This window comes from Pedobacter sp. AK013 (genome assembly GCF_014205835.1).
Taxonomy (GTDB): domain Bacteria; phylum Bacteroidota; class Bacteroidia; order Sphingobacteriales; family Sphingobacteriaceae; genus Pedobacter.
Genome location: NZ_JACHCQ010000028.1, coordinates 86731 through 98930, shown reverse-complemented (window position 1 = coordinate 98930; position 12200 = coordinate 86731). Strand labels below are relative to the sequence as shown.

The window sequence follows — 12200 nt, the reverse complement described above, 5'->3', positions numbered from 1 at the left end:
GTCATGATCTTAGTTCTCTTCTTTGTTTAAATTTAACAATTGTGGCTTGCTAAAGACCACTTGAACTAAGATCACTTTATTACATAGATACTGATTGACGGGAAAAAGCTCCCGATTTAAGCACTTATCTTTGTTGTTTTATAGTGTGCTTGCTTGTTTCACAGGTTTCATCGGGGCAGAAGGTACAGCGGGACTAACATTAACTGCAATACAGGCTTTGCTTTCCAAACCATAGCTTAAAAACTATGTAACAATAAAAACAACTAACTAGTAGTCTGTGAAGACACAGACAACGGAATCACACAGCCAATGACGACCGCACATCTGTCATTTTGGCAAACAAATTCTTTTGGAACAACCCTTGTTATGCAGGATGTAGATTAAACAATTATTTACATATGAGCATACAGGAAAAAGGAAATATCTCCATACACACTGAGAATATTTTCCCGATAATTAAGAAGTTTTTATACTCTGATAACGAAATTTTTCTTCGCGAGTTGGTTTCTAACGCAGTAGATGCAGTCCAGAAAATTAAAAGACTAGGTTCATTAGGTCAGTTTAATGGCGAAGTTGGTCAACCTTTGGTGCAAGTTGCGGTTGATAAGGATGCAAAAACCATTACCATTAGCGATAACGGCTTGGGGATGACTGCCGAAGAGATTAAAAAATACATTAACCAGGTTGCATTTTCTGGCGCAAGTGAGTTTGTAGAGAAATTTAAAGATGCTAAAGATGCCAACGAAATCATCGGTAAATTCGGTTTAGGTTTCTATTCGGCCTTTATGGTTGCAGATTTAGTGGAAATTCAAACTTTATCATACCAAGATGGTGCTGAGCCTGCACGTTGGGTTTGCGATGGCAGTACAGAATTTGAAATTACTGAAGGTACTAAAACCACACGTGGTACCGATATCATTCTCCATGTAAACAAAGATTCGGAAGAGTTTTTAGAAGAAAGCAAACTGCAGGAAATCCTTGATAAATACGCTAAGTTTTTACCGGTTCCAATTAAGTTTGGTACGAAAACAGAATCAGTTGAAGATGGTGTAGATGAAGAAGGTAAAACAAAATATAAGGATGTTGAAGTTGATAACATTGTTAACACCACCAACCCGATCTGGACAAAAGCCCCTGCAGATTTGTCAGACGAGGATTATTTAAACTTTTACCGCGAATTGTATCCGTTTAGTGAAGAACCATTATTCTGGATCCACCTAAATGTTGATTATCCTTTTAATTTAACAGGTGTATTGTATTTCCCTAAGTTGAAAAACGATTTCGAAATGCAACGCAACAAAATCAAATTATACTCTCGCCAGGTATTTATTACCGACGAAGTTAAAGATATTGTTCCTGAATTTTTGATGTTATTACATGGTGTAATCGACTCTCCTGATATTCCTTTAAATGTATCGCGTAGTTTCTTACAGGCCGATAGTAACGTTAAAAAGATCAACAACTACATTACTAAGAAGGTTGCTGATAAATTAGGTGAACTATTTGCTAAAGACCGTAAAGCTTACGAAGATAAATGGAAAGATATTGGTCTTTTCGTAAAATACGGTATGATCAGTGAAGAGAAGTTTTACGATAAAGCTAAAGATTTCGCTTTAATAGGCAACACTAAAAATGAGCTTTTTACACTTCCTGAGTATAAAGAGAAGGTAAAGGCCTTGCAAACGGATAAAAATGGCACTGTGGTTTATTTATATACCAATGATGCTGCTAAGCAAGATGCGTTTATCCAATCAGCCAATAAAAAAGATTATGATGTTTTAGTACTGGATTCGCCAATCGATAATCACTTTATCAATCAATTGGAGCAAAAATTAGAGAAAACATCAATTAAACGTGTTGACTCGAGCGTTGCGGATAAGTTAATTGAGAAAGATGAGCAGAACGAGCATGTTTTAACTGAAGATCAGGTAAAAGAAGTAACTACGATTTTTGAAAAAGCCATTACCAAACCAGGTATGCATGTAGAAATTGTGGCTTTACATCCAGAGGAATTACCAGTTACTATTACTATGGATGAATTTATGCGCCGGATGAAAGATATGGCTGCAATGGGCGGTGGAATGGGCTTTTACGGCCAAATGCCCGACAATTATAAAGTAGCTATTAATGGAAACCATAAATTGGTAAGTAAAATTTTAAAAGCTGAAGGAGAAGAGCAAAGTAACCTGGCTAAACAAGCAGTAGATTTAGCGCTTTTAGCGCAAGGCATGTTAACTGGTGCAGAATTAACAGCTTTTGTAAGCAGAAGTGTAGAATTAATTTAATCAGGCAAAATTCTGTTATAGTTTAAAGGGAGAAACCGAATCGGTTTCTCCCTTTTTCTTTTGTGAGAGGGCAAAAAAAAAGCCTTGATCAGATCAAGACTTTCAGATAAGAATTTTTCGGGAACTCTTAGATTAAAATTAATATTATTAGCCTATTGCTATTATATGGTTTTATTATCTACATTGAAATAATCTTTGTGATCTTCAATCATTTTAGCAATGGTAGCAGCTTTGGTATCGGTTATTTTAAATTCGAATAATGGCTCTTGATTTTTCTTTGATCTTACCATTTTCTCTGTGTAAAAGCGGTATACTAAACCATTGGTTAGTAAGCCATATTTAGCTTTTGTTTTACGGAAGTATTTAGATAGGCGTGAATCATGAATATCTAAATTATCGTTGTGGTGTTTACATTCAACAAGGATTGTTGGTTCGCCATCTTTCATAATGGTGTAATCAACTTTTTTACTTTTTTTAACCCCGAAGTCTAGAACAGCTTCAGATTGAACTTCAGAAGGATCAAATCCTAAGATTTGAATAAAAGGCATAACCAACGCATTCCTTGTTAAATCCTCAGATTGAACTTGTGGAAGCATTTTCTTAATTCTTACGGCAAACTGCCCGATTTCGTCTTTCAATTCCATGTTGTTATCTATTAATAGGTCGTTAGTTTTTTAAATTGTATTGGTTAAATACCGAATTTGCAGTGGTAATAATTTGATCTAAACTTTGTTTATCAAAAAAGTTTCTGTTCAACATATCAACCATATAAGTTAATTTATTGATATCACTTGCACGCATGGTAAATTGGAAACTTTTCATGCCATCTTTTATAGCTTGCTGAACATAATTACGCACAACTAAAAAAGATTTTCTGAATGCGTATTCGCCATCTAATTGGCCCTTAACAGGATTCTGTCCATCAAGATTGCTATATTCATTTTGCATTCTCTGATACATATCTGCGTTAATTCCTTGATTTTTCAGAATCCCTTTGTAGTAGATTTTATTAAGTAAATATTCGTATTCGTTGTTTTTCATGTGGAGGCTTGGTAGATGTAGGGGAATATTTCTTTGCTTTTCGGTATTTTCTGTTTTTTAGTTTTTGCAATCTTACCCAGTGTTGTATGGCCTGTTTTTAATTTTATTATCTACAGGCTACACAAAATTGGGCAGGCAGATGTTTTTCACAATTAGTAGTTTTCACTGCTAATTATTTTGTTTTTGGCAAACAGTATAAAGATTACAAAAAGAAGGAGACCAGGTAATTTTTTTACATCAACCCCCTAGAATATTACACGAAACCTAGGTTTTTTTTAGACGAAACCTGGGATAAGTTTTTTTTGGCGCAATTATTAATTCAATTCATTTTTATTTAACTTGCATTCAAATCAAATAAACAAACATATTTATACTCATGAATCTAAAATGCGTTGTTATAGACGACGAGCAACATGCAATTGAAGTATTAACTGACCACATTGCGGAAATGCCTGGTTTAACAGTTTTTAAAACTTTTACCAGCCCTGTCCAGGCACTTACTGAGATAAGTACTGAAGACGAAATTGATTTATTGTTTATGGACATTGATATGCCAGGAATAAATGGATTGGAACTGGCTAAAAATATCAGAGAAAAAGCAAAATATTTGATTTTTACTACTGCGCATCCTGATTATGCCCTGCAAGCATTTGATGTACAATCGGATCAATATCTACTTAAACCTATTTCATTTGCAAAATTCGCATTAGGCATAGACCGAATTTTAAAGAAAGAGGCAAATGCGACAAAAGCGATTCCTAAAGAAACAGACCAGGTTGCGGCGCTTTATATTAAAGGCGACCATAAATATGCTTTTTCCAACATCGCTATTGATGAAATACTTTACATCAAGGCATTACAGAATTATATACAGATTATTACTAAATCCGAAATACACACAACCTACCTTACACTTAAGGAAATTGAAAAGGCCTTAGAAAATCACGCATTTATCCGTGTTAATAAATCGAACATTGTTGCTAAAGCGGCAATTAAAAAAGTAGATGGAAATATAATCCGTTTGGTAAATAACGAGATGATCCAAATTGGCGAAGGTTACAAGGAAGCTTTCTTCGCCTATGTACAGAACAGTTTGTTAAAATCTAATCGAAATCAATAAACTATAATAGTATCCATCCGGTTTCTGGTATTAATGAGTTAGAAAACTAAAGGCCAATGATGAAACTGGTCATTACAGTGTGACTTTGATCTCCTGTTGGATTAGTTTCATAACTGCTTTGAGCTTTAATATTTTTATAAACAAAGACAGTTTTTTTAGAAAGTTTAGTTGTATGTTGAGTTTTCATGGCAATGATATTTTAAATATGGGGATATAATTATTAAAATAAGTTATTATGAAATTAAATTTCGAAGATAAAACTTGTCATTACGGTATGGCTTTGATCTCCTGTCGGATTAGTTGCGAAGTTATTTTCAACTTTAATATTTTTATAAACAAAAACAGTTTTTTTAGAAAGTTTTGCTGAAGTATTTGTGTGTTGAGCTTTCATAATATATTGTATTTAAATTCTTGTTATTATCGTTGTGATTAATTTTCTGTAAAGATGCACCTCAAAATTAAACGCCACCACTTTTTTACACAAACCCCTACTTTTGGGAGATAAAAACCCCATTTCAATAGATTAAAAGCAAAAAATGAACTTTTTATACTTGAAAAAATTCTACGAAAAGTACAAATTCCACTTATTGGTATGGAGTCTTTACATCATTTATGAGGTATTTATTCTTGGTTTAACCACTCATAAATTCAGAGAACCCGGAGCTTATCTACTCGTTTATGTTGTTAATATTCTGACATTTTACACCTATGGTTTTTTGTTAAAAAAAATGATCAAAACGGGATCTAATCCCATAAAAATTTTAAAAATCACGGCACTTATTATATTCATGATTTTTGCATACGTAGTTTCTACATTTCTTCTGATTATCTTATTTGAGCAAATAGGATTAATTGAAATAAATCCGTCGAGATCCTTTGATCGGGAATTCATATTACCGTGCATCTATCGTTCAATATTATATATAGGTTATTCTACAGGTTACGTTTATATCATTAAATCATTTCAAGACCAGAAGAAAGTAGAAGCGTTAGAGCGGCAGAACCTGGTTACCCAAATAGAAAAACAGGCTTTAGAAAATGATCTGGTTCAATCGCAAAACAATTACCTGCGCAGCCAGATCAACCCACACTTCCTATTTAATACTTTGAACTTTATTTATAACGATGCCCGTAAAAAGGCGCCTATGGCAGCAGATGCAATTATGAATCTGGCCGAAATGATGCGTTACGCCCTAAAACGCCCTGAAGCATCAGAAATGGTTCCGCTAAGTGAAGAAATTGAGCAGATTGAGCACTTGATCAACCTCCATAAACTCCGAACAGCCAACACCATTAATCTGGAACTTGAAGTAACGGGCGATATGTTTGGATTAAGATTTCCGCCGCTTATATTACTAACTTTGGTTGAAAACATATTTAAACATGGAAATGTTTCGCACTCTACTCAACCTGCTATTATTAAAATTACCTACGAAAAAGACAAGCTTAATATCAGCACCATAAACATGATTAACGATAATAAAGGCAAACAAACTGAAAGCCATCATGTAGGGATTGACAATATTGGTAAGCGCCTTAGTAATTTTTATGGTAACGACTATATATTCAGGTATTATAAAGATCCGCTTAACCGCTATATTACAGAAATAGATGTAACCGTTGTTAATCCATTGGCCAGATTAAACCGCTAAATTTGTTGCGTTTTGACGCTGAATATCTTTTAGTAGAAAATAGTACATTATCATTTCATGCGTTCGCTGATCTTTGTTAAAGAGTCGGTTTACGTGCATATGTATTAAATCGGTTAATAGCTTTAGTGCATTTTCTGGGGCACATTGTTTAAGAATTTTGATAAACGAGCCCGAAAACAGGTTAAACCCCTGCTCCTGTTCTGCAGTTAACGTTGCCCATTCTGTTTTTCGGAATTCCTGATAATGAATATTTAATTGTTTAAAGTCAGCTGCATCTAATCGATGCTCTTCATTAAAATTATCAGACATTAATTTCACGATCTTATTAACAGATAGCTTATCTATAACGCCAGATCCGATAATCTTTGAAACCAAAAGGCTACATAGTTTATATTTATTGAAATCGTCGGTCTGGGTTTCTAAAAGCGATAATACAAATTCACTATCTGTAGCAAAATGCTGTTCTACATCTTCGATCAAGTTGCTGCCATAACGCTCTAACTCACGTTTATAGGTTTTAATCTGCACATCTGATACCAAACCTGAATTTAAAAACAATTCCAGCTCATTCATAAGTTCAGATATTAACAACTGCCCGTCCTTCGGGTTGTTTAGCCGAACCCTAAACCGAATGTGGTTTCCATTTTCATTGTAACGGATAAAAAACCATGTTTTTACCTGATCTGTATGAGTGGTTAAAAAGGGCGCAATTACTTCTGTCAAAATCTGATCGCTCCGTTGCTGGTGACAATAAATTTCGAAATAAAGCCATTCTTTACCTGGCAGGAAAGATCGCGTTACCCCGGCATCTGTTGGTGTTTTAGCCAAACCGCGATAAATTTGTTCGTTATGGCCGATGCTTAAAACAAACTGTGCTAAATAGGGCTTATCTGCTTCATCAACTACGATACTATTTTGCGGCATTAACATCTCTTCAATGTAAATACTGCCATGCTTTTGCACATATTGGAGAAAAGCATTTATATCATCGTCGTTTTGTAGGGCGAAGCATAAAGTCTGATCGGACATACCGGCTTTAAAATATTCGCTAACACCTAAGCTGTTTAGGTGTGATCTACATTCGGCGATGGATAACAACTTTTGATCAGGCCCTAAAAGGGCTTCTTTTTTAATTTTCCATTTACTCCTGCTTAAAATTATATTTTGATATTGTAACCTTGGATAATAATCCAGATCAGGAAAAATAGTATCGAGCGGAAAGGAAAGATTTGTTTGTAAACCCTGATGTTGTAAATCGCACAATAGCCTAAATACAGAAAGATCTGAGCGAATATAGTTGTAGGCAGAAGCCATTCTTGGCACCAACCGCTTATTTAATTGCCTAGAGCGAAGAATAATCTCTGTGCCCCGAACTGAAATCTGTATATCATTTAAAGCAAGTGGAGATGTCGAAGTATCAAAATTTAAGATTGACAGTTGATGCCCATAAATCAGTTTACGCCTGTTTACATTATCTACATTAGCTTCAACCATATAGGCTACATCGAAAAACAGCACTTCGGGGTTTGCCTGTTGCTCTGCCATCGCAATGTTTTTAGTGTATTGCGTTACATCATCGTCGGCCATTGTAAATCTTCCACTTAATGCATTTGATGTTGCTCCTCCGATCTGTTCTACAAAAATCAAATCATCATGAACAGACATTACCATACTGAATGAGTTGGGTAGAAATGTTGATTTTTGATGCGGCGCCAAGGCAAGTTTGTTCAGATAAACAACTTTTCCTTTTTCGAAGTTTTGTTCAGTCAGGTAGGTTTTTAATACCATTTTAATATTTTCTACCTCTGCTTTTTTCGGCGGCTTATTATTGAATCGCGTGATAAACTCGCTGTTTTGACCAGCTTGCTCCAACTCATCGTAGCCTATACCCATTTCTGGATCTAATGCCAATAAAAGTGGTACTTCCTGATCTTCGAATTTCTTCTTAAACCTGGCACTGAACTGGCTAAGGGCATCACGATCTTTAGCAGGCATTATAGCATGCAGTGTATCTATCAAGCCTGGAATAGCCTGAAGCGAACGTTCATTAATACTGCCTGATAAAACAGTGCGCTGCGCAATAAGATATTTTGGCAGCTCAGCGGTAACAGAGATGCCTAAACGTTCAAAATAATCATCTCCTATAATATTGGGATCGTAGTTAGTAAAAACAAGCTGTAAATCGTGCATATCCTGCAGCAAACCAAAAAAGTCCTCAGTTTCAGCATCATTTAATTCTAATCGTTTTAACAGGTCGTTAAGCCTAATCGGCTTTAAGCAGGCCGCTAATATTTGTTGTACTTGGTCGTTTTGATCTAACTCGGCCAGTTCGAAAACACCATCGGTACAGGCTATATAACGGATACTATTGGATGTTAAATAATAACTGCTATTACTAAATAAGAGGCAGTTCTTTTGCAACAGATCTGCCAATGGCAATTGAATATTATTCTTATAAGGCCAATCGACCAGTTCGCGTATTTTTTGGGCTTCTTCAATTACTATTCTGCTTTCAGCCGGCTTAATGGCATTGTTTAACAAGCTAAAACCAGCAAAAGTGCCGTAAGGGGTTGACCGAAATTTAGCACGGTTAAAATATTTCCAGATAGTAAAATAAACCTTAGGTGGAAGATCTTTGAGTTCGTTTGCCTTTACGTCTTTTATGGTTTCGTAAAAAGCAGTGGAAGATATTGAAATGGCCAGTTTTAATTCCTCCCAGCAATCTACGAGTTCGGATTGATATGAAAATTTAGGTGTTCTAAAAATTACGGTTGATTGGATATTCAGCTTCATTTCATTTATATGAGAGGCGAAAATTACAAAGATTAATTTAAAAAAATTATCTATTGGCAGTTTTCAGTTAGCAGTAGCCAATTCCATTTATGCAATCTGTTAATAGTAGATTAAAAATCCATGGCACACTAGCTAGGGATTACAGATCCCAACCAATATACAAAAAAAGCCATCTTCCTAAAAAGAAGATGGCTCGCCGGGATGTTAATTGTATTTATTTTTTGGTTACTTTAAATTCTGTTCTTCTATTTTTTGCTCTTCCTTCCGGATTATCTTTTTTCTTACGTTTTACTATGATTTCGTTTGGTGCAATTGGCATCGATTCACCATAACCTTTTGAAGTTAATCTGGAAGCAGCAATCCCTTTACTCTCTAAATAATCGGTACAAGATTTTGCTCTTCTATTCGATAGATCTAAGTTATACTCATCTGTTCCGATGTTATCGGTATGAGAGCCCAATTCGATTTCCATTTCAGGATTATCTTCCATAATAGGAATGAGGAAGTCTAATACTTTTTTAGAAGGTTCGGTAAGTTCGGCACTGTTAAATTCATAATAAACATTCTCCAAAGCTATTGGAATACCCAATTTGAAAGGACTTAAGCAATAATCTTTATAAATTAAGGTATCTGCTTTTGCCAATTCTTCGTAAGGATAGTTTTTGGTAATCGCGAAATAATTATCTTTTGCAAAAAGCAATTTGATCGGTCTTTTCGAGTCTACTTTAAATCTGTAAATACCATCCGTACCTGTAGTCACTTTCTGTGGTCCTTCGGCATTGGTTAAAGTTACATCGGCACCTGCTAAAGGCAATTTAGTTTTACAATCGGTTAAAAGCCCCGCAATAGAAAGGTATTCTTTTTTCACTTCAAACAATTCTAAACAGCAAGATGATTCGCGATCAGAACTAATATATCCTTTTGTTCCCTTATCATCGGTTGCAGTAAAGTAAAGGTCATCTTTTGATGAGTTGAATGGATAACCCAGATTTTTAGGGTTAGACCAATTTACCAAATCGCCTTCTGACTCAAAGAAATCGAGTCCACCAAAACCTATTTTGCCATCGGTACTAAACAATAATTTTTTGGTTAGTGTGTTATAGTAAGGTGCACGTTCATCATCTTCGGTATTAATGGTTGGGCCAAAATTTACTGCCTGACCTAATGAACCATCTTCTCGTATGGCGCAATACCAAAGATCGAATTTACCATAACCACCACTTCTATCAGATGAGAAAAGAAGGAATTTACCATCGCTAGTAACAAAAGGCTGTGAAGAATTAAAATCTTTACTGTTCACTTGTAAACCAACAGGTTGTGGATCTGACCATTTATCGCCAGCTTTTTTAGAAGAATAAATGGCATATTTTTCTTTATCTTTCCAAGCGGTAAAGTACACCTTATTTCCATCTGGCGTAAAACTGGCCGCCGCAATTTCCATATTTTTAGGGAAATTGATATCAATCTTTTTTACAGCCACATCAGTAGCGGTCAATTCGCCTTTGGCCGAATAAAGGTTATTAATAAATGGGTTGGTTTTAGTTGATACCTGAACTTCTCCTGCATCAGTTTTAACCATATCTTTTTTACTCCCTACAGCAATCGGACGGGATGAAGTAAAATACAACTCGTTATTAATTTTAACAGGGGCATAATTAGATCCTAATCCATTTACGTTAGCTGGCATTTTTTTGACTTGAACCATACGCGGGAAACGCATTTCATCGATCGCAAATTTGCACGATTCGATTTCCTTTTGGGCATCTTTAGCCAATGCATCACCAGGATTTTTCTGGATGAACTGTTGAAAAGCATCGATAGCCAGATTAAATTTTTTATTTGCCCTTAAGCTTTCTGCATAATAGTAAAGTGCCTTTCTATAACGTGTATTGGTAAAGGTTATCGCTATAGCATAATATTTTTCAGCTTCGTTAAACTCCCTATACAATCTACTTGACTCTGCAAGGTTATAAATCGATCCTTCGTAATCTTCTACCACTTTATCATTAGCCGCCGATTTTCTTTCCATACCGTACGGTAAAATGGCCTGGGTACTATCGCCAGTAATTTTTAAGGCTTTTTTATAAAAAGTTGATGCCGCATAATAATCCTTATTTTCGAAATAAGTATCGGCAACCTTTTTATAATTTACCACATACTGTGCGTTTGCAAAACCGCCAAATGCCACTAACAAAAAGAGTAATATTTTTTTCATCTTTCTAAACTTGTTTCAATGGTTATGAAGCTATCATGGCCTGAAAATCATGATAGCTCCATTTTATTAATTATAAACGTGGACAAAAGAAATTCGGACCGATAATTCCGTTACGGCCAATAAGTGATATTGAAAGCTCTAATCCACCGTTACTATTAGAAGCACGATTAAATGTAGAGGTATTTATATCATAGCTTAACCCGAATACCATATTTTTTAACTGTAAGCCCACAAAGGCAATTGCAGCATCTTTATTACGGTAATTGCCTCCAAACAGGATATTTGCTGATGGATTGACATTAAGCTGTGCATAAGCGCCTAATGAAACTTCGTTTGTATTACCCTGATACATGAACAATGCGTTGGGTACAATGTCCAATAACTCTGAAGCCTTAATTCTTGCACCGCCATGTGCAGTAAAACGAACAGGAATACGTGAATTTGAACCAGAGAAACGATCCATAGGCCGGGTTAAATGTGCGGCACTTGCACCTAAGAAAACATTTACGCTCTTGTTGGGATTACCATCAAAAAACATGATACCAGCATTTACATCAGGAACCAAAGATGATTGAGACGAAAGTGTTTCGCCGCTCATCATACCACCATCATAACCTGAAATTGGATTAAACTGGTTACCAAACCTGGCCTGAGAGAAATCGAAACTACGGTTAATTATACCAGCCTGTAAACCAAAGCTCACCATCTGCAAGCCCTCGGCACCAAACCTTAAACGGTACGAGCCCGATACCAGGGCCGACAGGTAGTTAAAATCTAACTCTCCTGCCCTTTGGTTTAAAATGGTTGCTCCAAATGCGAAGTTCTTTTTGGGAGCCATATCGAATGATGCTCCACCTGTTAAGAAAGAACTGTTCAGCGCACTCCATTGCTGCTTAAAGTTTACAGTTGCACGGTAATCGCCGTCTATTACCCCTGTTAAGGCCGGGTTAAGATACAACGGGTTTGCATAATACTGTGAAAAATGCGGATCAGTTTGAGCAAAGGACTTAGCTGTACACAGCAGTAATCCTAACACTGCAACATATATTTTTAAAGCCGATAGTATTTTCATGGTCTTTGATTTTATCTGTTTA

Annotated in this window: 10 protein-coding genes; 3 read left to right on the top strand and 7 right to left on the bottom strand. The window is 35.7% G+C overall.

What is annotated here, in order from left to right:
- Positions 1-398: 398 nt before the first annotated feature.
- Complete coding sequence (htpG, locus tag HDC90_RS18195; RefSeq protein WP_221451888.1) at positions 399-2285, top strand: molecular chaperone HtpG; 1887 nt, start codon at positions 399-401, stop codon at positions 2283-2285.
- Between the two features lie 161 nt (positions 2286-2446).
- Here htpG and HDC90_RS18190 read toward each other — a convergent pair whose 3' ends face one another.
- Together HDC90_RS18190 and HDC90_RS18185 are read right to left on the bottom strand one after the other, a co-directional pair.
- Positions 2447-2929, bottom strand: a complete 483-nt coding sequence (locus HDC90_RS18190) for a type I restriction enzyme HsdR N-terminal domain-containing protein (protein WP_184468948.1) — start codon at positions 2927-2929, stop codon at positions 2447-2449.
- 22 nt (positions 2930-2951) lie between these two features.
- Entirely contained in the window at positions 2952-3326 is a 375-nt protein-coding gene (locus HDC90_RS18185) for a hypothetical protein (protein ID WP_184468946.1), read from the bottom strand.
- A gap of 376 nt (positions 3327-3702) precedes the next feature.
- On the opposite strand from HDC90_RS18185, the gene HDC90_RS18180 reads away from it, so the two are divergent.
- The gene (locus HDC90_RS18180; RefSeq protein ID WP_184468944.1) at positions 3703-4446 is read left to right on the top strand and encodes a LytTR family DNA-binding domain-containing protein; all 744 of its coding nucleotides are present in this window, start codon (positions 3703-3705) and stop codon (positions 4444-4446) included.
- Between the two features lie 46 nt (positions 4447-4492).
- Here the strand turns inward: HDC90_RS18180 and HDC90_RS18175 are convergent, their stop codons facing one another.
- Both HDC90_RS18175 and HDC90_RS18170 read right to left on the bottom strand, forming a co-directional pair.
- The gene (locus HDC90_RS18175) at positions 4493-4633 is read right to left on the bottom strand and encodes a hypothetical protein (RefSeq protein WP_184468942.1); all 141 of its coding nucleotides are present in this window, start codon (positions 4631-4633) and stop codon (positions 4493-4495) included.
- Positions 4634-4687: 54 nt separating this feature from the next.
- On the bottom strand, positions 4688-4837 hold the full coding sequence (locus HDC90_RS18170; RefSeq protein WP_184468940.1) for a hypothetical protein: 150 nt from the start codon (positions 4835-4837) through the stop codon (positions 4688-4690).
- A gap of 145 nt (positions 4838-4982) precedes the next feature.
- Between HDC90_RS18170 and HDC90_RS18165 the strand changes: the two genes are divergently transcribed.
- Positions 4983-6098: a sensor histidine kinase gene (locus HDC90_RS18165; protein ID WP_184468939.1), complete on the top strand. Its 1116-nt coding sequence runs from the start codon at positions 4983-4985 to the stop codon at positions 6096-6098.
- On the opposite strand, the gene HDC90_RS18160 is transcribed toward HDC90_RS18165, so the two are convergent.
- From HDC90_RS18160 to HDC90_RS18150, 3 genes are all read right to left on the bottom strand, one after another.
- Positions 6087-8891, bottom strand: coding sequence for a lantibiotic dehydratase (locus HDC90_RS18160; protein WP_184468937.1), 2805 nt, complete (start codon positions 8889-8891; stop codon positions 6087-6089). The two genes, HDC90_RS18165 and HDC90_RS18160, sit on opposite strands and share 12 nt — an antisense overlap.
- 214 nt (positions 8892-9105) lie before the next feature.
- On the bottom strand, positions 9106-11106 hold the full coding sequence (locus HDC90_RS18155; RefSeq protein ID WP_184468935.1) for an OmpA family protein: 2001 nt from the start codon (positions 11104-11106) through the stop codon (positions 9106-9108).
- A 70-nt stretch (positions 11107-11176) separates the two neighbouring features.
- Entirely contained in the window at positions 11177-12178 is a 1002-nt protein-coding gene (locus tag HDC90_RS18150; protein ID WP_184468933.1) for a PorP/SprF family type IX secretion system membrane protein, read from the bottom strand.
- Between the last annotated feature and the right edge of the window lie 22 nt (positions 12179-12200).

What these genes read in the sequence shown, in the direction of transcription:
- HDC90_RS18180 (WP_184468944.1), top strand. Translation starts at nt 3,703, where the DNA reads ATGAATCTAAAATGCGTTGTTATAGACGACGAGCAACATGCAATTGAA.
- HDC90_RS18175 (WP_184468942.1), bottom strand. Translation starts at nt 4,633, where the DNA reads ATGAAAACTCAACATACAACTAAACTTTCTAAAAAAACTGTCTTTGTT.
- HDC90_RS18170 (WP_184468940.1), bottom strand. Translation starts at nt 4,837, where the DNA reads ATGAAAGCTCAACACACAAATACTTCAGCAAAACTTTCTAAAAAAACT.
- HDC90_RS18160 (WP_184468937.1), bottom strand. Translation starts at nt 8,891, where the DNA reads ATGAAGCTGAATATCCAATCAACCGTAATTTTTAGAACACCTAAATTT.
- HDC90_RS18185 (WP_184468946.1), bottom strand. Translation starts at nt 3,326, where the DNA reads ATGAAAAACAACGAATACGAATATTTACTTAATAAAATCTACTACAAA.
- HDC90_RS18165 (WP_184468939.1), top strand. Translation starts at nt 4,983, where the DNA reads ATGAACTTTTTATACTTGAAAAAATTCTACGAAAAGTACAAATTCCAC.
- htpG (WP_221451888.1), top strand. Translation starts at nt 399, where the DNA reads ATGAGCATACAGGAAAAAGGAAATATCTCCATACACACTGAGAATATT.
- HDC90_RS18150 (WP_184468933.1), bottom strand. Translation starts at nt 12,178, where the DNA reads ATGAAAATACTATCGGCTTTAAAAATATATGTTGCAGTGTTAGGATTA.
- HDC90_RS18155 (WP_184468935.1), bottom strand. Translation starts at nt 11,106, where the DNA reads ATGAAAAAAATATTACTCTTTTTGTTAGTGGCATTTGGCGGTTTTGCA.
- HDC90_RS18190 (WP_184468948.1), bottom strand. Translation starts at nt 2,929, where the DNA reads ATGGAATTGAAAGACGAAATCGGGCAGTTTGCCGTAAGAATTAAGAAA.